This is a genomic window from Nocardioides campestrisoli, assembly GCF_013624435.2.
GTDB classification, from domain to species: Bacteria; Actinomycetota; Actinomycetes; order Propionibacteriales; family Nocardioidaceae; genus Nocardioides; species Nocardioides campestrisoli.
Window position 1 is genome coordinate 2275713 of record NZ_CP061768.1, and the last position, 20539, is coordinate 2296251.

The 20539-nt window shown below is 72.8% G+C and carries 19 protein-coding genes; 3 read left to right on the forward strand and 16 right to left on the reverse strand.

The genetic code is table 11. The features are described from left to right. Position 1: 1 nt before the first annotated feature. Genes alaS through H8838_RS10815 form a run of 8 tightly spaced genes read right to left on the reverse strand, consistent with a single transcriptional unit; the run spans position 2 to position 10645 of the window. Positions 2-2722 carry an alanine--tRNA ligase gene (alaS, locus tag H8838_RS10780; protein ID WP_185996502.1) on the reverse strand — a complete coding sequence of 907 codons (2721 nt, stop codon included), beginning with the start codon at positions 2720-2722 and terminating at the stop codon, positions 2-4. Continuing rightward, entirely contained in the window at positions 2722-3024 is a 303-nt protein-coding gene (locus H8838_RS10785; protein WP_185996501.1) for a DUF6167 family protein, read from the reverse strand. Before H8838_RS10785 ends, alaS begins: the two co-directional genes overlap by 1 nt. Next, positions 3021-3506, reverse strand: a complete 486-nt coding sequence (locus tag H8838_RS10790; RefSeq protein WP_185996500.1) for a hypothetical protein — start codon at positions 3504-3506, stop codon at positions 3021-3023. Before H8838_RS10790 ends, H8838_RS10785 begins: the two co-directional genes overlap by 4 nt. 11 nt (positions 3507-3517) lie before the next feature. Continuing rightward, a complete protein-coding gene (locus tag H8838_RS10795; RefSeq protein WP_373562887.1) occupies positions 3518-4897 on the reverse strand; it encodes a replication-associated recombination protein A in 1380 nt (459 codons plus the stop codon). A gap of 43 nt (positions 4898-4940) precedes the next feature. Then, positions 4941-6728 carry an ABC transporter substrate-binding protein gene (locus tag H8838_RS10800; RefSeq protein WP_185996499.1) on the reverse strand — a complete coding sequence of 596 codons (1788 nt, stop codon included), beginning with the start codon at positions 6726-6728 and terminating at the stop codon, positions 4941-4943. 8 nt (positions 6729-6736) lie between these two features. Further along, on the reverse strand, positions 6737-8548 hold the full coding sequence (gene aspS / locus H8838_RS10805) for an aspartate--tRNA ligase (protein ID WP_185996498.1): 1812 nt from the start codon (positions 8546-8548) through the stop codon (positions 6737-6739). Then, positions 8545-9921, reverse strand: a complete 1377-nt coding sequence (gene hisS / locus H8838_RS10810) for a histidine--tRNA ligase (RefSeq protein ID WP_185996497.1) — start codon at positions 9919-9921, stop codon at positions 8545-8547. The genes aspS and hisS overlap by 4 nt, the downstream gene beginning before the upstream one ends. Before the next feature lies 1 nt (position 9922). Next, positions 9923-10645, reverse strand: coding sequence for an MBL fold metallo-hydrolase (locus H8838_RS10815; protein ID WP_181311379.1), 723 nt, complete (start codon positions 10643-10645; stop codon positions 9923-9925). Between the two features lie 86 nt (positions 10646-10731). Here H8838_RS10815 and H8838_RS10820 point away from each other — a divergent pair, with 86 nt between their 5' ends. Continuing rightward, positions 10732-11970 (forward strand): DUF349 domain-containing protein, encoded by a 1239-nt coding sequence (locus H8838_RS10820; RefSeq protein ID WP_181311146.1) that lies wholly within the window; start codon positions 10732-10734, stop codon positions 11968-11970. A 69-nt stretch (positions 11971-12039) separates the two neighbouring features. Here H8838_RS10820 and H8838_RS10825 read toward each other — a convergent pair whose 3' ends face one another. The 8 genes from H8838_RS10825 to pdxT form a co-directional block, all read right to left on the reverse strand. Then, complete coding sequence (locus tag H8838_RS10825) at positions 12040-14274, reverse strand: RelA/SpoT family protein (RefSeq protein ID WP_181311381.1); 2235 nt, start codon at positions 14272-14274, stop codon at positions 12040-12042. 85 nt (positions 14275-14359) lie between these two features. Continuing rightward, positions 14360-14878, reverse strand: coding sequence for an adenine phosphoribosyltransferase (locus H8838_RS10830; RefSeq protein ID WP_185996526.1), 519 nt, complete (start codon positions 14876-14878; stop codon positions 14360-14362). 39 nt (positions 14879-14917) lie between these two features. Further along, positions 14918-15241 (reverse strand): preprotein translocase subunit YajC, encoded by a 324-nt coding sequence (gene yajC, locus H8838_RS10835; protein WP_185996496.1) that lies wholly within the window; start codon positions 15239-15241, stop codon positions 14918-14920. A gap of 50 nt (positions 15242-15291) precedes the next feature. Then, entirely contained in the window at positions 15292-16368 is a 1077-nt protein-coding gene (ruvB, locus tag H8838_RS10840; protein ID WP_185996495.1) for a Holliday junction branch migration DNA helicase RuvB, read from the reverse strand. Between the two features lies 1 nt (position 16369). Further along, positions 16370-16969, reverse strand: coding sequence for a Holliday junction branch migration protein RuvA (gene ruvA / locus H8838_RS10845; protein WP_185996494.1), 600 nt, complete (start codon positions 16967-16969; stop codon positions 16370-16372). Continuing rightward, a complete protein-coding gene (ruvC, locus tag H8838_RS10850) occupies positions 16966-17574 on the reverse strand; it encodes a crossover junction endodeoxyribonuclease RuvC (protein WP_185996493.1) in 609 nt (202 codons plus the stop codon). Before ruvC ends, ruvA begins: the two co-directional genes overlap by 4 nt. Positions 17575-17693: 119 nt before the next feature. After that, positions 17694-18458 carry a YebC/PmpR family DNA-binding transcriptional regulator gene (locus H8838_RS10855; protein WP_181311151.1) on the reverse strand — a complete coding sequence of 255 codons (765 nt, stop codon included), beginning with the start codon at positions 18456-18458 and terminating at the stop codon, positions 17694-17696. A 59-nt stretch (positions 18459-18517) separates the two neighbouring features. Further along, a complete protein-coding gene (pdxT, locus tag H8838_RS10860) occupies positions 18518-19114 on the reverse strand; it encodes a pyridoxal 5'-phosphate synthase glutaminase subunit PdxT (RefSeq protein WP_224766068.1) in 597 nt (198 codons plus the stop codon). A 124-nt stretch (positions 19115-19238) separates the two neighbouring features. On the opposite strand from pdxT, the gene H8838_RS10865 reads away from it, so the two are divergent. After that, positions 19239-20123 carry an AraC family transcriptional regulator gene (locus tag H8838_RS10865; protein WP_185996492.1) on the forward strand — a complete coding sequence of 295 codons (885 nt, stop codon included), beginning with the start codon at positions 19239-19241 and terminating at the stop codon, positions 20121-20123. A 4-nt stretch (positions 20124-20127) separates the two neighbouring features. Continuing rightward, entirely contained in the window at positions 20128-20526 is a 399-nt protein-coding gene (locus tag H8838_RS10870; protein ID WP_181311153.1) for a VOC family protein, read from the forward strand. The last annotated feature ends 13 nt before the right edge of the window (positions 20527-20539 follow it).

Here is a 20539-nt window from a genome sequence, read left to right on the forward strand (position 1 = left end):
CTCAGGCACCCCCGAGGGCCCGGGCGACCTCCGGGGCGACTGCGGCGACCGCCGCGTCGACGCCCGACACCTCGGTACCGCCGCCCTGGGCCATGTCCGGCTTGCCACCGCCCCGGCCGCCGACGTGCGGGCCGAGCGCCCTGACCAGGTCGTTGGCCGACAGTCCACGCTCGCGCGCCGCGTCGTTGGTCGCCGCCACGACGGCCACCTTGCCGTCGGCGACGCCCACGAGGACGACGACACCGGGACGATCAGCAGCCAGCCGGGCGCGCACGTCGGTCGCGAGCGTCCGCACGTCACCGCCCCCGGCTCCGTCGACCCGGTGGGCCACGACGGCCACTCCCCCGACGTCCTGGGCGCCGGCCGCGAGGCCGGCACCGCCGGCGAGCAGCTGGCTCAGGCGCGCCCGCTCCAGCTCCTTCTCGGTGGCCCGGAGCCGCTCGACCATGTCCCGGACCCGGCCGACCACGTCGTCGGGCTGCGCCTTGAGCATGGTGGTCAGCTCGTGCACGACGTCGCGCTCACGGGCCAGGTAGGCGAAGCCCTCGACCCCGGTGAACGCCTCGATCCGCCGGTTGCCGGAGCCCACCGACGCCTCGCCGGTGACCACGACCGTGCCGATCTGCGAGGAGTGGTCGACGTGCGTGCCGCCGCAGAGCTCGCGCGACCAGGGTCCGCCGATCTCGACGACCCGGACCTTCTGGTCGTCGTAGGTCTCGCCGAAGAGCGCGATCGCGCCCCACTCCTTGGCCTCGGCCAGCGTCATGTACTGCCAGCCCACCGGCAGGTCGGCGCGTAGCGCCTGGTTGGAGACGGTCTCGATGTCGCGGACCTGGTCCGGCGAGAGCGCGGAGGTCCAGCCGAAGTCGAGCCGCAGGTAGCCGGGCCGGTTGTAGGAGCCGGACTGCAGCGCCGTGGGGCCGAGCACCTCGCGCAGGGCCGCGTGCACCACGTGGGTGCCGGAGTGGGCCTGCCGGGCGCCGGTGCGCCACTCCGGGTCGACCTTGGCGTGCAGCGTCCCGGCGTCCGCGGGCAGCTCGCCCTCCAGTACCCGGACCTGGTGCACCACCAGCCCGCGGACCGGCCGCTGCACGTCGAGCACCTCCAGCACGCCGCCGTCGAACTCGATCCGGCCGGCGTCAGCGGCCTGGCCGCCGGACTCGGCGTAGAACGGGGTGCGGTCCAGCACCAGCTCGCCGACCTCACCGGCCGCCAGGGCCGGCACGCTGTGCCCCTCGCGCAGCAGCGCCAGCGGCCGCGACTCGGTCTCGAGCGTCTCGTAGGCCAGCCACTCGGTCGGTCCGTGGGCGTCCAGGACGCCGCGGTACGCGCTGGTGTCCGCGTGCTGCCCCTTCTTGGCCCGGGCGTCGGCCTTGGCGCGCTCGCGCTGCTCGGCCATCAGGCCCCGGAAGCCCGCCTCGTCCACCGACAGGCCCTGCTCGGAGGCCATCTCCAGGGTCAGGTCGATCGGGAACCCGTAGGTGTCGTGCAGGGAGAACGCCTGCTGGCCCGAGAGCACCCGGCCGCCGCTCTCCTTCACCTGGCCCGCGGCTAGGTCGAAGATCGTGGTGCCCGCCTGGAGGGTCTTGCGGAACGCCTCCTCCTCGGCGTAGGCGACCCGGGAGATCCGTTCCCAGTCGCTGTGCAGGTCGGAGTAGGTCTCGCCCATCCGGTCGCGGCTGACCGGCATCAGCTCCGGCAGGGCGGGGTCCTCGTAGCCGAGCAGCCGCATCGAGCGCACCGCGCGGCGCAGCAGCCGGCGCAGGACGTAGCCGCGCGCCTCGTTGCCCGGGGTCACGCCGTCGCCGATCAGCATCATCGAGCTGCGCACGTGGTCGGCGACCACCCGGAACCGGACGTCGTCGTCGCGGTCCGCGCCGTAGCGGCGGCCGCTGAGCTCCTCGGCGCGAGCGATCACCGGCGCCATCACGTCGATCTCGTACATGTTCTCCTTGCCCTGCAGGAGGAACGCGACCCGCTCGAGACCCATGCCGGTGTCGATGTTGCGGTTCGGCAGGGAGCCGGCGATGTCGAAGTCCTCCTTGGACCGCACCGCGCTCAGCTCGTCCTGCATGAAGACGAGGTTCCAGATCTCCAGGTAGCGGTCCTCGAGCTCGACCGGCATCTCGGTCCGGCTGGTGGTGCCGAACTCGCCGTCGGGGCCGTACTGCGGGCCGCGGTCGTAGAGGATCTCCGAGCACGGACCACCGGGACCGGGCACGCCCATCGACCAGTAGTTCTCCTTGCGGCCGAGCCGGACGATCCGGTCCTCGGGCAGGCCGGTGACCTTCTTCCACAGCGCGAGCGCCTCGTCGTCCCCGTGCAGGATCGAGGGCCACAGCCGGGACTCGTCCAGGCCGAAGCCACCGTCGGCGACCGGCTTGGTGACCAGCTCCCAGGCGAGCTCGATCGCGCCTTCCTTGAAGTAGTCGCCGAAGGAGAAGTTGCCGCACATCTCGAAGAACGTGCCGTGCCGCGTGGTCCGGCCGACGTCCTCGATGTCGGGGGTGCGCACGCACTTCTGCACGCTGGTGGCGCGCGGGTACGGCGCCTTCTCCTGGCCGAGGAAGTACGGCTTGAACGGCACCATCCCGGCCGGCACGAAGAGCAGGTTGGGGTCGTCGGCCAGCAGCGACGCCGACGGGACGGCGGTGTGCGCGCCCCAACGCGATCCGTTCTCGAAGTGCGCGAGGAAGCGGCGGCGGATCTCTGCGGTGTCCATCAGGCGGTGTCTCTCGTGTCGTCGGTGGGGAGGAGCTCGGGCGCGCCCGCTGGTCGCGGGGCCTCGAGCACGCGAGTCGGATCGGTGGGTCGGGGTGGCAGCCCCAGGCGGTCCCGGAGCTCGGTCTCGCGCTCCGCGCGAGCCTGGCCGAGCTCCTCGCCGGCGAGCCGGGCGGCATGCGTCAGCCCGTGCCAACGCGCGCGCAGCCCTTCGGCGGAGAGGCTGTCCATGACGCGTCGCGCCCGAGCCGCGCCGTAGAGACCGGCGCCCGCGCCGGCGACGAACCACAAGCCGCGGCTCACGCCAGATCACCCCGCTCGCGGGCGTAGTACTGCCGCAGGGCTTCCTTGACGTCCGCCCGGCGCCGACGGGTGGAGCGCTTGGTCTCCTGCCGCATCTCGAACCGCAGCCGGTTGCGGGACTCCGCGGAGGCGACCCGTCGTACGGCGTACGCCCAGGACGCCGCCTTGACCGCGGACTCGCGCAGCACCAGGTCGGCGAAGAGCCGGCCCTCGATCCGCGCGGGCTCCGGGGCTCGCCGGGCGTCCTCGAGGCTGTTGCCGGCGTCGGTGATCACGAACTCGGCCTCGAGCCGCTCGGAGGTCCGGTGAGCGGTGTGCGCGAGCTCGTCGAGCCGGGCGCGGAGGGCTGCCTGGTCGGCCTCGGCACGCTCCAGCGCGGCCCTGGTCTGCCGGTGCAGGCGGACCAGCGCCAGCACGAGCGCGAGGACCACGACGGCCAGCACGGCCGCGCCGGTCAGCACCAAGGTCGTCGGGACTGTCACAGAGCGGAACCCTACCTGTCTCCGCGTGCGCCCCGGATGAGGCTGCGGATCCGCTGCCAGCGCTCCTTGACCGCGGCCTCGGCCCCCAGGTTGGTGGGCCGGTAGTAGGTCGCGTCGAGGACCACGTCCGGGGCGTACTGCTGCCGGGCCACCCCGTACGGCTCGTCGTGGGAGTACTTGTAGCCGCCGCCGTGCCCCAGGGACTTGGCACCCCCGTAGTGCGCGTCGCGCAGGTGGGCCGGCACCGGGCCGATCTTCCCTGCCCGGACGTCGGCGCTGGCGGCGTCGATCGCCTTGATCACGGCGTTGGACTTGGGTGCGGCGGCCAGCGCGATCGTGGCCTGGGCCAGGTTGAGCCGGGCCTCCGGCATCCCGATCAGCTGGACCGCCTGGGCCGCGGCCACGGCCGTGGTGAGCGCGGTCGGGTCGGCGAGCCCGACGTCTTCGCTGGCCAGGATGACCAGACGACGGGCGATGAACCGAGGGTCCTCCCCCGCCTCGACCATCCGGGCCAGGTAGTGCAGCGCGGCGTCCACGTCGGAGCCCCGCACCGACTTGATGAAGGCGCTGGTGACGTCGTAGTGCTGGTCGCCCTGGCGGTCGTAGCGCACGGCCGCCTGGTCGACCGCGGTCTCCGCCAGCTCCAGGTCGATCGTGGGGCGGTCGCCGTCCCCCACCGAGGCGGCCGCGCCGGCCGCCGCCTCCAGGTAGGTCAGCGCGCGGCGGGCGTCACCGCCGGCGAGCCGGACCAGGTGGGCCCGGGCGTCCTCGGTGAGCTCGAACCGGCCGCGCAGGCCCCGCTCGTCGGTCAGCGCCTGCTCGATCACCAGGTCGACGTCGTCGTCGGTCAGCGACTCCAGCCGGAGCAGCAGGCTGCGGGAGAGCAGCGGGGAGATCACCGAGAAGAACGGGTTCTCCGTGGTGGCTGCCACCAGGGTCACCCAGCGGTTCTCCACGCCCGGCAGCAGCGCGTCCTGCTGGGCCTTGGTGAACCGGTGCACCTCGTCGACGAAGAGCACGGTCTCCCGGCCACCCCGGGAGAGCTCGGCGCGCGCGGCGTCGATCGCCGCGCGGACCTCCTTGACCCCGGCGGCCACGGCGGAGACCTCGACGAACCTGCGGTCGGTCTGCTGGCTGACGATCCCGGCGATGGTGGTCTTGCCCGTGCCCGGCGGCCCCCACAGCAGCAGCGACATCGACTGGTCGCCCTCCACGAGGCGACGCAACGGCGACCCCGGCGCACGCAGCTGGGCCTGCCCGACCAGCTCGTCCAGGGTGCGCGGACGCATCCGCACCGCGAGCGGGGCGGAGGCGTACGTGTTGGCGCCCAGCGATCCGGCGCCCGGGTCGGGGGCGTCGAAGAGTCCGGGCTCGGAGATCGTGTCACCCACGTCGTTCAGCCTAGGCGTCGCCGTCGACCCCGCTCGCGCGAGGTCACTGGACCACGTAGAGGTCGCGGTAGTTCGGCGCCCCGGAGGCGGCCTCGCCGGTCGGGTTGCCGACGCCCTGCCCGAAGGCGAGCAGCTCGCGCCGGAAGCCGGTGGGGACGAACGGCAGCTGCTCGGCGCTCGCCCGCTCGTCCAGCTCGGCCCAGGCCTCGTCCTGCTCCGTCGGCGGCAACGCCGCGATCCGGTCGAGCTCCTGCTCCACCGACTCCTCGGCGAACCGGGCGGTGTTGTAGTCCGACCCCGCCCGCAGCAGCGGCTCCACCAGGCCCGAGCCCGACGGCCAGTCGGCGCACAGGCTGACCGCGCGGACGTTCAGCTTCTTGTCCAGCGGGGACTTCGGCTCGCCCCAGACGTTGTACGGCGACTCCGCCACGGGCAGCACCCGGACCGCGAAGCCGCCCCGGCGCAGCGCCCGGGTGACACGCGCCTGCACGGCCACGGCCCGGGGGTCGTCCTCGTGCACCAGCATGGTCAGCTCGTAGTCGCCCGGCTCGTGGCCGGCCTCCGCGAGCAGCTCGCGGGCCCGCTCCGGGTCGGTGCGCGGCCAGGAGCCCTCACCCGCGTCCACCGCGTCCCGGTCCTGCTTCCCCGGGAACCACGGCGGAACCAGCGAGTCCGCGTGCATCCGGGTGATCCCCGGGACCTCGCCGGCCGCCAGCCACGCCTCTTCGTAGGGATAGGCGAGGGCGAGCGCGCGGCGTACGGCGAGGTCGGTGATCTTGGTGTGGTCCGGCGCCAGCGTGGAGACGCAGGGCGCGGCCTGCGGCACGAGTCGGTCGCCCAGCGCCGGGGCGGCCTCGGGGTAGGCGTGACCGCTCACCGTCGCCACCGTGTGCCGGGCCCGCTTCCCGCCGTCGAGGACCAGCCGGTCGACCTGGGCCTGCGTCCGGTCGAAGCGGAAGACCCAGCGGTCGAGGTACTGGTGCCGGCCCGGGTCGCTGTCCGGCTGCCACTGACCGTTGGTGACCAGCACGAGCCGTTTGCCGGGCACCAGCCGCTTCACCCGGTAGGGGCCGGTCGCCCAGGGCTTGCGGCCGTAGCCGGGCGGGTCGGAGACCTTCCCCTCCGGCACCGGGCCGAAGCCCGGCAGGGAGACCAGGCGATCCATCTCGGGGTAGGGCTCGGTGGTGGTGAGCACCACGTCGCGTCCCTCGACCCGGACTCCGGTGAAGGGCGCCTTCTCCGCCTTCTTCGCCTTCTTGCCCTGCTTGCCCTGCTGCTCCGTGCTCCTGCCCTGGGTGCCCCCGGCGAAGTACGGCCGGGTGTAGTCGGCGCCGGGCCCGAGGGGGAACGCCTTGACGTCCAGCGTGCGGGTGATCCCGAAGGCCACCTGGCCGGGGGTGACCGCGCTGCCGTCCTCCCAGGTCACCCCGTCGCGCACGGTGAACCGCCACTCGGTGTGGTCCTCGTTGGGCCGGCCCAGGTCCGTGGCCAGGTCGGGCACCAGCACCGGGGTGCCGTCCTCGCCGCGGACGTACTGGGTCAGCGAGCGCTGGGTCAGCGCCTGCATGATGGCCCTGGCCTGGCCCTGGCCGAGTCCGGCCGGGTCGAGCGACGTGGGTCCCGGCTCCCCCGGCAGGTGGACCGTGAGGCTGCCCCCGGAGACCGCACCCTCGACCGGCCGCGCCGGCCCACGGAGGTCGGCGATCCGGGACGCGGAGCTACCCGGCGCCCCCGCGCCCTCGTCCGCGTCCTCCGGGTCCCCGCTCCCGGTGCAGGCCGTGAGCAGCAGCCCCGAGGCCACGCCCACGGCCCACGGCCTCCAGCGGCTCATCGAGGTGCTCAGGCGTCAGCCGCGTCGGAGCCGGTCTCCTCCGGCACCGCGTCCACCCCGGCCTCCGCGCGCTGCTGCGCGCTGATCGGCGCGGGCGCCTCGGTGAGCGGGTCGTAACCGCCACCTGACTTCGGGAACGCGATCACGTCGCGGATCGAGTCGGTGCCGGCCAGCATGGCCGAGATCCGGTCCATCCCGACGGCGATGCCGCCGTGCGGCGGGGCGCCGTACTTGAACGCCTCGAGCAGGAAGCCGAACTTCTCCTCCGCCTCGGCCTCGTCGATCCCCATCACCTTGAAGACACGCTTCTGCACGTCCTCGCGGTGGATACGGATCGACCCGCCGCCCAGCTCGCTGCCGTTGCACACGATGTCGTAGGCGTAGGCGAGCGCCGAGCCGGGGTCGGTGTCGAAGGTGTCGAGGTACTCCGGCTTGGGGCTGGTGAAGGCGTGGTGCACCGCGGTCCAGGCGCCGGCGCCCACGGCGACGTCGCCGCTGGCCACCGCGTCCGAGGCGGGCTCGAACAGCGGCGCGTCCACCACCCAGGTGAAGGCGAAGGTGGACTCGTCGATCAGGCCGCCGCGGCGCCCGATCTCCAGCCGGGCGGCACCCAGCAGGGCGCGGCTCGGCTTGGCCGCGCCGGCGGCGAAGAAGATGCAGTCCCCGGGCGCCGCGCCGACGTGGTCGGCCAGCCCGGCCGCCTCGGTCTCGGAGAGGTTCTTGGCGACGGGCCCGGTGAGCGAGCCGTCCTCCTGGACGAGCACGTAGGCCAGGCCCTTGGCACCGCGCTGCTTGGCCCACTCCTGCCAGGCGTCCAGCTTCTTGCGCGGCTGCGAGGCGCCGCCGGGCATCACCACGGCACCGACGTACGGCGCCTGGAAGACCCGGAACGTGGTGTCGGCGAAGAACTCGGTGCACTCCACGAGCTCCAGACCCATTCGCAGGTCGGGCTTGTCGGAGCCGAAGCGGCGCATCGCCTCCTCGTAGGTCATCCGCGGGATCGGACGCTCGATCTTGTGCCCGGCCTCGGCCCACATCGCCTCGAGCACGTCCTCCATCAGCCGGATGACGTCCTCCTGGTCCACGAAGCTCATCTCGATGTCGAGCTGGGTGAACTCGGGCTGGCGGTCGGCGCGGAAGTCCTCGTCCCGGTAGCAGCGGGCGATCTGGTAGTACTTCTCCAGCCCGCCGACCATCAGCAGCTGCTTGAACAGCTGCGGGCTCTGCGGCAGGGCGTACCAGCTGCCGGGCCGGAGCCGGGCCGGCACCACGAAGTCGCGGGCGCCCTCGGGGGTGGAGCGGGTCAGGGTCGGGGTCTCCACCTCGACGAAGCCGTGCTCGTCGAGCACCGTGCGGGCCGCCCGGTTGAGCCGGCTGCGCAGCCGGATGGCGGCGGCGGGGCCGGAGCGGCGCAGGTCGAGGTAGCGGTGCTTGAGCCGCACCTCCTCCCCCACGTCGCCGCCCTTGTGCGAGGCGGCGTCGTCGATCGGGAACGGCAGCGGAGCCGCGGTCGAGAGCACCTCGACGCCCTCGGTGCCAGGCAGAGCGACGACCTCGATCTCGCCGGTGGGGATCGCCGCGTTGGCGTTGCCCTCGGGACGGGTGCCGACCTCGCCGGTGACCTTGAGGCAGTACTCGTTGCGCAGGCTGTGGGCCACGGCCTCGTCCCGGACCACCACCTGCACCACGCCGCTGGCGTCGCGCAGGTCGAGGAAGGCGACGCCGCCGTGATCGCGGCGCCGCGCCACCCACCCGGCGAGGGTCACGGTCTGGCCGACGTGCTCGGGTCGCAGGGAACCGGCGTCATGGGTGCGGATCACGGGGTGTTCTCCTCGGTGGTGGTGGGGATGCTGGGGGTGGCGGTCGGGGTCAGCACCTGCGGTCGCAGGTCCTCGGCCGGTGGGGTCCAGGACGCCGGATCGGCGGCGACCTGCTCCCCGGAACGGATGTCCTTGACGGTGTCGGCGCCGTCGTCGCCGGGGAACCAGACCCAGGGGATGCCGCGGCGCTCGGCGAACCGGATCTGCTTGCCGAACTTGCTGGCGCTGGGCGCCACCTCGCACGGCACGCCACGACGACGCAGGGCGGCGGCCACGTCGGTGGACCGCGTGCGGCTCTCCTCGTCGACCACGGCCACCAGCACCGCGCTGGGCACCGGGCGGGACCCGGCGAGCACGCCGTCGGCCAGCAGCGGCAGCAGGCTGCGGGAGACGCCGAACGAGACGCCGACGCCGGGGTAGGTGGTCTTGCCGTCGGTGGCCAGCGCGTCGTACCGACCGCCGCCGCCCACCGACTTGAGGCGCTCGTAGCCCTCCATGAAGATCTCCACGACCGTGCCGGTGTAGTAGTCGAGGCCACGGGCGATGCGCAGGTTCGCCTCGACGCTCACCGACGGGGCGTCGACCGCCGCGCAGCCCTCGATCACGGCGGCCAGCTCGGCCAGGCCCTCGTCGAGCAGGTCGTCGGTGACGCCCAGCGCGCGGACCCGCTCCACGAAGGAGGTGTCGGGGACCCGGATCGTGGCCAGCTCCAGGCACCGCTCGGCCTGCTCGGCCGTGGCTCCGGCCTGCTCGACCAGCAGCCGCGCCACCTGCTCGGCGGGCAGCTTGTCGAGCTTGTCGATCACCTTGATCGCGGCGGTCACGTCCCCGATGCCGAGGCCGCGGTAGAAGCCCTGGATCAGCTTGCGGTTGTTGAACTGGAACGCCACCGGCGGGATGGGCAGCCGGTCGAGGGCGTCGACCATCACGGTCATCACCTCGACGTCGTGGTGGAACGCCAGGGTGTCGCGCCCGACGATGTCGACGTCGGCCTGGGTGAACTGCCGGTACCGGCCCTCCTGCGGGCGCTCGCCTCGCCACGCCGGCTGGATCTGGAAGCGGCGGAACGGGAACTCGAGGTGGCCTGCGTGCTCGAGCACGTAGCGGGCGAAGGGCACGGTGAGGTCGAAGTGCATGCCCAGGCCGGTGTCGTCGGCGCTGTCGTCGGCCTGCAACCTGCGCAGGACGTAGATCTCCTTGTCGATCTCGCCACCCTTGGCCAGCCGGTCCAGCGGCTCCACGACGCGCGTCTCGATGTTGGCGAAGCCGTGCAGCTCGAAGGTGCTCGACAGGGACGCGATCACGTCGCGCTCCACCACCCGCTGGGCGGGCAGCAGCTCGGGGAACCCGCTCAGCGGGGCGATCCTGGCCATCTCAGAGTCCTCGGGTCACACGGGCAGAGTCGCCCTGGTCGATCAGCTCGCGCAGGTAGGGGTTGGTCGCCCGCTCCCGCCCGATCGAGGTCTGCTCCCCGTGCCCGGGCAGCACCACGATGTCGTCGGCCAGCGGCAGCACCTTGGAGGTCAGGCTGCGCAGCATCGTGGGGTGGTCGCCGCCGGGCAGGTCCGTGCGGCCGATGGAGCCGGCGAAGAGCAGGTCACCGGAGAACATCACCTCCGACACGTCCGCGCTGCCGGCCGACTCGCCGTACGGCGTGCGGAAGGTGACCGAGCCCTCGGTGTGGCCGGGCGTGTGGTCGACCACGAACGAGAGGCCCGCGATCTCCAGGGTCTGCTCGTCGGAGAGCTCGCGCACGTCGTCGGGCTCGGCCCACTCGTACGAGCCGCCCAGCAGCATCTGGGTGCTCTCCCGCGACATGCCCGCCATCGGATCGGTCAGCAGGTGCCGGTCCCGGGGGTGGATCCAGGCGGTGGCCTCGTAGCTGCCGGCCACCGGGGCGACGCACCACATGTGGTCGATGTGCCCGTGGGTCACCAGGACCGCGACCGGTTTGAGCCGGTTCTCGCGGACGACCTGGTCGACCCCGGAGGCGGCGTCCTTGCCCGGATCGACGACGACGCACTCGTTGCCGGGACCGGTCGAGACGACGTAGCAGTTGGTTCCCCAGGGGCCCGCGGGGAAGCCGGCGATGAACACGGTGATGGACCTTCGATCGACTCGGGAGGGGTTGTCGGTCAGCAGCCTACCGAGCAGCGCCGGTTCATTGACTAGCATGGGCCGCTATGAGCGCGCAGAAGCAGTCCGAGTGGGGCCGGGTGGCCGAGGACGGCACCGTCTACGTCAAGACCAGCACGGGTGAGCGTGCCGTCGGGTCCTACCCCGCGGGCACCCCCGAGGAGGCGTTGACGTTCTTCACCGAACGCTTCGCGGCCCTGGAGTTCGAGGTCGGCCTGCTGGCCCAACGCGTGGCCGCGGGGAAGGTGAGCCCGGAGGAGGCGACCACCGCGGTCAAGACCGTGCGGGCCCAGGTCACCGAGGCCAATGCCGTCGGCGACCTGGACTCCCTGCTGGCCAAGCTGGACGCCCTCGGGCCGGTGATCGCCACCCAGCGGGAGGCGCGCAAGGCCGAGAAGGCCCAGCGCACCGCGGAGTCGAAGGCGCGCAAGGAGGAGCTGGTCGCCGAGGCGGAGAAGCTCGCCGCCGGCGACGACTGGCGCAACGGCGCCAACCGGCTCCGGGACCTCCTCGAGGAGTGGAAGGCGCTCCCCCGTCTGGACAAGTCGACCGACGACACGCTGTGGCGTCGGTTCTCCTCGGCCCGCACCACCTACACCCGTCGTCGCAAGAGCCACTTCGCCGAGCAGCACGAGAAGCGCGACGCCGCCAAGGCGGTCAAGGAGCGCCTGGCCAAGGAGGCCGAGTCGCTCGCCGACTCGACCGACTGGGGTCCCACCTCAGGTCGGTTCCGCGACCTGATGCGCGACTGGAAGGCCGCCGGCCCCGCGCCGCGCGAGGTCGACGAGAAGCTCTGGCGCCGGTTCCGCGGCGCCCAGGACAAGTTCTTCGGCAACCGCGACGCGGCCAACGCGGCGATGGACGCCGAGTTCGCCAGCAACGCCGAGGTCAAGGAGGCCCTGCTGGTCGAGGCCGAGGCCCTGCTCCCGATCACCGACCTCGAGGCCGCCAAGGCCGCGTTCCGCGACCTCGCCGAGCGCTGGGACGCCGCGGGCAAGGTCCCGCGGGACCGGATCAAGGAGCTCGAGGGCCGGATGCGCGTGATCGAGCAGACGATCCGCGGCGCCGAGGACGACCAGTGGCGCCGCACCGACCCGGAGAAGTCGGCCCGTGCCGACGACATGGTCGGCAAGCTCCAGGCGGCGATCGACGACCTGGAGGCGCAGCTGGCGAAGGCCCGGGACGCCGGCCAGGACAAGAAGGTCCGTGAGCTCGAGGAGAACCTCGCCTCCCGGCAGGCCTTCCTGGAGATGGCCCGCCGGGCCGCCGAGGAGTTCTCCGGCTGAGCCGAGGCCTTCCCGCCGCAGAGATGACAGCGGCCCCGCACAGAGGTGCGGGGCCGCTGTCGTGTCCGGCTACTGGGTGACCCGGTAGGCGTCGAAGACGCCGGGCACACCGCGTACGGCGCGCAGCACGCTGTCCAGGTGCGTCGCGTCGGCCATCTCGAAGGTGAACCTGCTCTTGGAGACCCGGTCGCGGGTGGTCTGCAGCGTGGCGCTGAGGATGTTCACGTGGGTGTCCGCCAGCGCCATGGTGATGTCGGAGAGCAGCCGGGCCCGGTCCAGCGCCTCGACCTGGATGTTGACCAGGAACGTCGAGTGCGCGTTCGGGGCCCAGTCCACCTCGATCAGCCGCTCGGGCTGGGACTGGAGGCTCTCGGCGTTGGTGCAGTCGCGCCGGTGCACCGAGACTCCCCCGCCCTTGGTCACGAAGCCCAGGATCGGGTCAGGCGGGACCGGCGTGCAGCACTTGGCGAGCTTGACCCACACGTCGCCCGTGCCCTGGACGACCACCCCGGAGTCGCCGGCGGCGGCGACCTTCGGCGGACGGCTGCGGCGACCGGTGATCGTCACGCCCTCGGCGAGGTCCTCGGCGGCACCCTCGTCGCCCCCGTGCAGCTCGATCACCCGGCGGACCACCGCCTGGGCCGAGAGGTTCCCCTCGCCCACCGCGGCGTAGAGCGCGGAGACGTCGGCGAGCTTGTAGTGCAGCGCCACCTCGGTCAGCGACTCGTGGGAGAGCACACGCTTGAGCGGCAGGCCCTCCTTGCGCATCAGCCGGGCGATCTGGTCCTTGCCGCGCTCGGTCGCCTCCTCGCGCCGCTCCTTGGTGAACCACTGACGGATCTTCGACCGCGCCCGCTGCGACTTCACGAAGTTGAGCCAGTCCAGGGACGGGCCGGCGGTCGGCGACTTGGAGGTGAAGACCTCCACCACGTCGCCGTTGTCCAGCGTGGACTCCAACGGCACCAGCCGGCCGTTGACCCGGGCGCCGATGGTGTGGTGCCCGACCTCGGTGTGCACCGCGTAGGCGAAGTCGATCGGGGTGGCGCCGGTCGGCAGCGCGATCACGTCACCGCGCGGGGTGAAGACGTAGACCTCGGCCCGGTTGATCTCGAACCGCAGGGACTCCAGGAACTCGCCCGGGTCCTCGACGTCGCTCTGCCAGTCCATGAGCTGGCGCAGCCAGTGCATGTCGTCCATGTCGCCGGCCCGGTCGGTGTCGACCCCGTTGCGCGAGTCCTCCTTGTACTTCCAGTGCGCCGCCACGCCGTACTCGGCCCGGCGGTGCATGCCGAAGGTACGGATCTGCACCTCGACCGGCCGGCCGGACGGACCCATCACGGTGGTGTGCAGCGACTGGTACATGTTGAACTTGGGCATCGCCACGTAGTCCTTGAAGCGACCCAGCACCGGGTTCCACCGCGAGTGCAGGACGCCCAGGACCGAGTAGCACTCCCGGTCCTCCTCGACCAGGATCCGGATCCCCACCAGGTCGTAGATGTCGGAGAACTCCCGGCCGCCGACGATCATCTTCTGGTAGATCGAGTAGTAGTGCTTCGGCCGTCCGGTGACCTTCGCCTTGATCCGCGCGTTCTTCAGGTCCTGCTTGACCTGGGCGATCACCTGGGTGAGGAACTGGTCGCGGGAGGGCGCCCGCTCCGCCACCATCCGGACGATCTCGTCGTAGATCTTCGGGTGCAGCGTGGCGAACGCCAGGTCCTCCAGCTCCCACTTGAGCGTGTTCATGCCCAGGCGGTGGGCCAGTGGGGCGTAGATGTCCAGCGTCTCGCGCGCGGTCCGCTCCTGGCTGGCCTGCGGCACGTAGCGCAGCGTGCGCATGTTGTGCAGCCGGTCGGCGAGCTTGATCACCAGCACCCGGATGTCGCGGGACATCGCCACGATCATCTTGCGGATGGTCTCGGCCTGCGCCGCGTCGCCGTACTTGACCTTGTCCAGCTTGGTCACGCCGTCCACCAGGACCGCGACCTCGTCGCCGAAGTCGGCGCGCAGCTCGTCGAGGGTGTACGGCGTGTCCTCGACCGTGTCGTGCAGGAGCGCGGCCACCAGCGTCGGCTCGGTCATCCCGATGTCCGCCAGGATCGTGGTCACTGCGAGCGGGTGGGTGATGTAGGGGTCGCCGCTCTTGCGGGTCTGGGTCCCGTGCATCCGCTCGGCGGTCACGTACGCCCGCTCGAGCAGGGCGAGGTCGGCCTTCGGGTGGTTGGCCCGCACCGCCCGGAACAACGGCTCCAGCACGGGGTTCCCGGGCACGCTCCGGGTGCCGATCCGAGCCAGGCGGGCACGCATCGAGCGCGCCGAGACGGGCAGCTCGCTGCTGCCCTGCTCCGGTGTCGTCCCCTGCTGCTCGGTCACCGGGTCAGTCTAGTCCGGCTCAGACCGACTGAAGGACCGTCAGGGGTACCCCGTCGCAGGAGCCGCGACCGTCGAGCACGGCGATCTCCATCAGCACCGCGACCCCGACCACCGTTCCGCCGCACGAGGCGACCAGCTCGCGGGTGGCGGCCACGGTGCCGCCGGTGGCCAGGACGTCGTCGACCAGCAGCACCCGGTCGCCGGGGCTGATCGCGTCCTGGTGCAGCTCCAGGGTCGCGGACGCGTACTCCAGGTCGTAGGAGACCTGGTGCGTCGCGCGGGGCAGCTTGCCGACCTTGCGCACCGGCACGAAGCCGGCCCCCAGGGCGAGCGCCACCGGGGCCGCGAGGATGAACCCGCGCGCCTCCATGCCGACGACCTTGTCGACCACCCCGTGCTCGGACTGGTCTAGACCGGCCTCGGCCAGGGCGGTGATGGTCTGCTCGAACGCGGTGTGGTCCGCGAGCAGGGGCGTGATGTCCTTGAAGATCACCCCGGGCTCGGGGTAGTCGGGCACGTCGACGACCAGCCGGGTCATCGCCTCGCGGGCGGCCACGGCAGCCGGAGAGACCACGCCTCAGGCTCCGGGGGTGGTCGGGCCGTTGAACCCGTCGTCCCCGGAGCGGGCCTCGTCGACGGAGGCCTGCTCGACCGAGGCCTGCTCGATCGCGGCCACGGCACCGCGGGCGACCTCGACGACGACGCCGTCGGCGATCTCGACCCGGACCCGGTCCTCGCTGGTCTCCCGGACGACGGCGAAGATCCCGGAGCTCAGCAGCACCCGGTCCCCCACCTTCAGCGCCGCCTGGAGCTTGGCGATCTCCTTCTGGCGCTTGCCGGCTGGACGGACGATCAGCAGCCAGAAGACCAGGGCGATGGCGACCAGGGGCAGGAACTCCACGAGATGACCTCTCGAACGGGGACGGTGTGCTCTCGTGAGTCTACGTCGCCCTACTCCTCGAAGAGGATTCCGTCGGCCGGGAGGGCGGCCGACGCAGGCAGCGGCAGGCCCAGGTGCTGCCAGGCCGCCGCCGTGGCCACCCGACCCCGGGGCGTGCGGGCCAGGAACCCCTGGCGCACCAGGAACGGCTCGGCCACCTCCTCCACCGTCTCCCGCTCCTCCCCCACGGCGACCGCCAGGGTGGAGACCCCGACCGGACCTCCGCCGAAGCGTCGGCACAGGACGTCGAGGACCGCGCGGTCCAGCCGGTCCAGGCCCAGCTCGTCGACCTCGTAGAGGTCCAGCGCGGCCCGGGCCACCTCGCGGCTCAGCACGCCGTCGGCGCGCACCTGCGCGTAGTCGCGGACCCGGCGCAGCAGCCGGTTGGCGATCCGGGGGGTGCCGCGCGAGCGCGAGGCGATCTCGGCCGAGCCGCCGTCGGTGAGGTCGACCCCGAGCAGACCCGCAGAGCGGTGGACGATCCGGTCGAGCTCGGCTGGCTCGTAGTACTCCAGGTGGGCGGTGAACCCGAACCGGTCGCGCAGGGGTCCGGGGAGCAGCCCGGCGCGGGTGGTGGCCCCCACCAGGGTGAAGGTGGGGATCTCCAGCGGGATGGCGGTCGCCCCCGGTCCCTTGCCGATGACCACGTCGACCCGGAAGTCCTCCATGGCCATGTAGAGCATCTCCTCGGCCGGCCGCGACATCCGGTGGATCTCGTCGACGAAGAGGACGTCGCCCTCGTTGACCGCACTGAGGATCGCCGCCAGGTCGCCGGCGTGGGTGATGGCGGGCCCGCTGGTCAGACGCAGCGGCACGCTCATCTCGGCCGCGATGATCATCGCCAGCGTCGTCTTCCCCAGCCCGGGGGGACCCGAGAGCAGCACGTGGTCGGGCGCCCGGCCGCGCTGGCGGGCAGCCTCCAGCACCAGGCCCAGCTGGTCCCGGACCCGGGCCTGGCCGACCACCTCGTCCAGGGAGCGCGGACGCAGCGCGGCCTCGACCGCCCGCTCGTCGCCGTCCGCCTCGGCCGCGGTCAGCGAGCGCAGGTACTCCTCCTCGCCGGCACGGAGCATCTCCTCGGGGTCCATCTCAGGCCTTCCTCAGCGTCTGCAGGGCAGCCCGCAGCAGCGCGGCGACGTCCGGCTGGTCGCCCGCCTGGTCGGCGACCTCCTCGACGGCCCGGTCGGCCTCGCGGACCGACCAGCCGAGCCCGACCAGGCCCTGCTGGACCTGGGCCCGCCAGGGCGCCTCGGCCGGCACGACGGCCTGCCCCGGTCCGGTGGGGCCGACGACCCCCATCCGGTCCTTGAGCTCGAGGATGATCCGCTGGGCGCCCTTCTGCCCGATGCCGGGCACCTGGGTGAGGGTCTTGACGTCCTCGGTGCCGATGGCCCGGCGCAGCACGTCGGGGCTCAGCACGGCGAGGATCGCCTGGGCCAGCTTGGGCCCGACCCCGCTGGCGGTCTGGACGAGCTCGAAGCAGGTCTTCTCGTCCTCGTCGGTGAAGCCGAAGAGGGTCAGCGAGTCCTCCCGCACCACCATGCTGGTGGGCAGGGTGACCTCCTGGCCGGTGCGCAGGGTGGCCAGGGTGCCGGGCGCGCACATCAGCTCCAGGCCGACGCCGCCCACCTCCAGCACGGCGCTGGACAGGGTGACGGCCGCGACGCGGCCCCGGACGAACGCGATCATGCAGGTCTCCTGGTGGTGGGGCGTCGTACGGCCGCGCGCGCCGGCGCCCGCTGGCCGGACCGGCCCGCGGTCCTGACGGCGGCCGCGAGCTGGGCGGCCTGGGCCTCGGCGGCGGCCGCCAGGCGTGAGCTCGCCCCGCCGCGCCAGATGTGGGTGATCGCCAGCGCCAGGGCGTCGGCGGCGTCGGCGGGCTTCGGCGGCGCGTCCAGCCGCAGGATCCGGGTGACCATCGCCCCGACCTGGGCCTTGTCCGCGCGCCCACTGCCCGAGACCGCGGCCTTGACCTCGCTGGGGGTGTGCAGGGCGACCGGCAGCCCGCGGCGGGCCGCGGCGACCAGCGCGATCCCGCTGGCCTGCGCGGTCCCCATGATGGTGCTCGAGTCGGAGCGGGCGAAGACCCGTTCCACCGCCACCGCGTCCGGCTGGTACTCGTCGAGCCAGGCGTCGATGCCGCGCTCGATCGTGACCAGGCGCTCGGCGATCGGCAGGGTGGAGCTGGTGCGCAGCACGTTGACGTCGACCAGGCTCAGCGGCCGTCCGACCTCGCCCTCGACCATCCCGATGCCGCACCGGGTCAGGCCAGGGTCGATCCCCAGGACACGCATCGCCACCCTCTCGTCCGAACGTGTGTTCGCACGCCACGCTAACCCGAACCGGCCCTCCCCCGGCGGCGACACGCGAGGCGCCCCGCCAGGGGCCGGGCCACATCGGGGTCGGGCTCGGCTCAGCCCTCGAGCTCGGCCATCACCTCGTCGGGCACGTCGACGTTGGCGAAGACGTTCTGCACGTCGTCCAGGTCCTCCAACGCGTCCATCAGCCGCATCACCTTGCCGGCGGCGTCGGCGTCGACCGGGATCTCCATGCTCGGCACGAACTCGACCTCGGCCGAGTCGTAGTCGATGCCGGCCGCCTGGAGCGCGGTGCGGACCTCGACCACGTCCGTGGCCTCGGCCAGCACCTGGAAGGACTCGTCGAACTCGTTCACGTCCTCGACGCCCGCCTCGAGGGTGGCCTCGAGCACGTCGTCCTCGCCGACCTGGCGCCCCTCCTGGTCCTTGGGCACCATCACCACGCCCTTGCGGGAGAAGAGCCGGGAGACCGAGCCGGGGTCGGCCATCGTGCCGCCGTTGCGGGTGACCGCGGTCCGGACCTCCATCGCTGCCCGGTTGCGGTTGTCGGTGAGGCACTCGACCAGGAAGGCCACGCCCTGCGGGCCGTAGACCTCGTACATGATCGTCTGGTACTCGGCGCCGCCCGCCTCCGCACCGGAGCCGCGCTTGACGGCGCGGTCGATGTTGTCGTTGGGCACCGAGGACTTCTTGGCCTTCTGGATCGCGTCGTAGAGCGTCGGGTTGCCCGCGGGGTCACCGCCGCCCTGGCGCGCCGCGACCTCGATGTTCTTGATCAGCTTGGCGAAGAGCTTGCCGCGCTTGGCGTCGATCGCGGCCTTCTTGTGCTTGGTCGTTGCCCACTTGGAGTGGCCTGACATGAGTCCCTCTATCAGTGTCGGAAACGGCTTCTCGGGGTGCAGCTGGGGTCGGTGCGTCCTCAGGCCGATCGCACCAGGTCCACGAACAGGCCGTGGATCCGGTCGTCGCCGCCGACCTCAGGGTGGAACGAGGTCGCCATCAGGGAGCCTTGACGGACCGCCACGATCCTACCCGTGGCCGGACCCGTGCCGACCCGAGCCAGCACCTCCACGTCGTCGTCGGCGTCCTCGACCCAGGGTGCCCGGATGAAGACGGCGGGCACCGGGTCCACCAGCCCCGACACCGCCAGGCGCTCCTCGAAGGAGGCGACCTGGCGGCCGAACGCGTTGCGGCGCACCGTGACGTGCAGCCCGCCCACGGTCTGCTGACCGGCGGCGCCGTCGGCCACCCGGTCGGCCAGCAGGACCATCCCGGCACAGGTACCGAAGACGGGAAGGCCGGCACGCACCGCCTCCCGCAACGGCTCGAGCAGACCGGTCAGGCCGGCGAGCCGGGCGATGGTGGTCGACTCCCCGCCCGGCAGCACCAGCCCGTCGCAGGTGGCTAGCTCGGCGGGACGCCGGACCGGCCGGGCGCGAGCCCCCAGGGCACCCAGCGTGGTCAGGTGCTCGTGGACGTCGCCCTGGAGCGCCAGCACGCCGATGGTGGGGGTCACGGACGCCGATCCTAGGGCGGCGCCGGCCTGTCCCGCGCCGTGTCCAGAGCCGCGTCCCGCACCCTGTCCGGCACGGTGCCTCCACCTGGTGACGTGGCGGGCCGACGTGCGGCACACTCGCGGGATGGGCGGAGTCTGGGGGCACCCTCCGGCGGCGCGGGTACCGGCGTCGCTGCGTCCGTACGTGGACGCGATGTTCGGCTACTCCGCGGACGGCCTGACGCCCGGCGTCCACCGCGGTCTCCCCTCGCACGGCCTGACCCTGGTGCTGAGCCTGGAGCAGCCGCTGCGCACCGCCCCCAGCGAGGAGGACTGGGCCCGTGGCGTCCGGGACGCGCAGTGGGTCTCGCTGGGCGGCCTGCACACCCGGGCAGCGATGGTCGAGAACCCCGGGCGGTGGCTCGGGGTGCAGCTCACCCTGCACCCCCTCGGGGCCCGCGGGCTGCTGGGCGCGCCTGCGGCCGCGCTCCCGGTGGGCAGCTGGGACGCCCGGGACCTCCTGGGTGCCGAGGTCGACCGGGTGGTCGAGGAGCTGCACGCCGCCACCGACTGGGCAGACCGGTACGCCGCGGTGCTGGCGTTCCTCGGACGGCGACGGCGGGCGGTCGCCCGCGGCGCCGAGCCGCCCGTGCCCCGTCCCGAGGTCCGCCACGCGTGGCGGCTGCTCACGCGTGAGCCCGCACGCCCGGTCCAGGCCGTCGCCGCGGAGGTCGGCTACAGCCGTCGACGGCTCGGTCAGCTGCTCGCCGCCGAGGTCGGGCACGGCCCCAAGACCGTCCAGCGGCTGGCCAGGTTTGACGCGGCCCGGCGTGCCGTGGCACGTGCCTCGAGCGCAGGCGACCCGCTCGCGCAGGTCGCCGCCCGGGTCGGCTACTACGACCAGTCGCACCTGGTGCGCGACTTCCACGAGTTCGCCGGGCTGGGTCCCACGGCCTGGCTGGCCGCGGAGCGGGGAGCGCAGGAGTTCCCGAATCTCCAAGTCGGGCAGCAGGGCGACGGGGCAGCCTGAGGGCATGAGCAACCACCACGAACCCACTGTCTGGCCGGCCTTCCAGGCCCACGACCCCGACCTGCTGATCCGCACCCTGGTCGCCCTCGGCTTCGAGGAGACCGCGGTCTACCGCGACGACGACGGCATCGTCCAGCACTCCCAGCTCGACTGGCCCGAGGGAGGCGGGGTGATGCTCGGCTGCCACAAGCCCGAGGGTCCGTTCACCCAGCAGCCGGGCACCACCTCGGCGTACGTCGTGACCACCGACGTGGACGCGGTCTGGCAGCGCGCCGTGGACGCCGGGCTCGAGCCGGGCAAGGTGGAGGAGAAGGACTACGGCGGTCGCGAGTTCCGGCTCAGCGACCCCGAGGGGAACCAGTGGTCATTCGGCACCTACGCCGGGGAGCCGCGACGCCGTTGAGGCGGTCGCGGCG

Excerpts from the sequence above, each read along its gene's own strand:
- H8838_RS10870 (WP_181311153.1), top strand. The coding sequence starts at position 20,128 with ATGAGCAACCACCACGAACCCACTGTCTGGCCGGCCTTCCAGGCCCAC.
- H8838_RS10800 (WP_185996499.1), bottom strand. The coding sequence starts at position 6,728 with ATGAGCCGCTGGAGGCCGTGGGCCGTGGGCGTGGCCTCGGGGCTGCTG.
- H8838_RS10865 (WP_185996492.1), top strand. The coding sequence starts at position 19,239 with ATGGGCGGAGTCTGGGGGCACCCTCCGGCGGCGCGGGTACCGGCGTCG.
- ruvA (WP_185996494.1), bottom strand. The coding sequence starts at position 16,969 with ATGATCGCGTTCGTCCGGGGCCGCGTCGCGGCCGTCACCCTGTCCAGC.
- H8838_RS10825 (WP_181311381.1), bottom strand. The coding sequence starts at position 14,274 with ATGCGTGCCCGCCTGGCTCGGATCGGCACCCGGAGCGTGCCCGGGAAC.
- ruvC (WP_185996493.1), bottom strand. The coding sequence starts at position 17,574 with ATGCGTGTCCTGGGGATCGACCCTGGCCTGACCCGGTGCGGCATCGGG.
- hisS (WP_185996497.1), bottom strand. The coding sequence starts at position 9,921 with ATGGCCAGGATCGCCCCGCTGAGCGGGTTCCCCGAGCTGCTGCCCGCC.
- H8838_RS10855 (WP_181311151.1), bottom strand. The coding sequence starts at position 18,458 with ATGTCAGGCCACTCCAAGTGGGCAACGACCAAGCACAAGAAGGCCGCG.
- H8838_RS10830 (WP_185996526.1), bottom strand. The coding sequence starts at position 14,878 with ATGACCCGGCTGGTCGTCGACGTGCCCGACTACCCCGAGCCCGGGGTG.
- alaS (WP_185996502.1), bottom strand. The coding sequence starts at position 2,722 with ATGGACACCGCAGAGATCCGCCGCCGCTTCCTCGCGCACTTCGAGAAC.
- ruvB (WP_185996495.1), bottom strand. The coding sequence starts at position 16,368 with ATGGACCCCGAGGAGATGCTCCGTGCCGGCGAGGAGGAGTACCTGCGC.
- H8838_RS10820 (WP_181311146.1), top strand. The coding sequence starts at position 10,732 with ATGAGCGCGCAGAAGCAGTCCGAGTGGGGCCGGGTGGCCGAGGACGGC.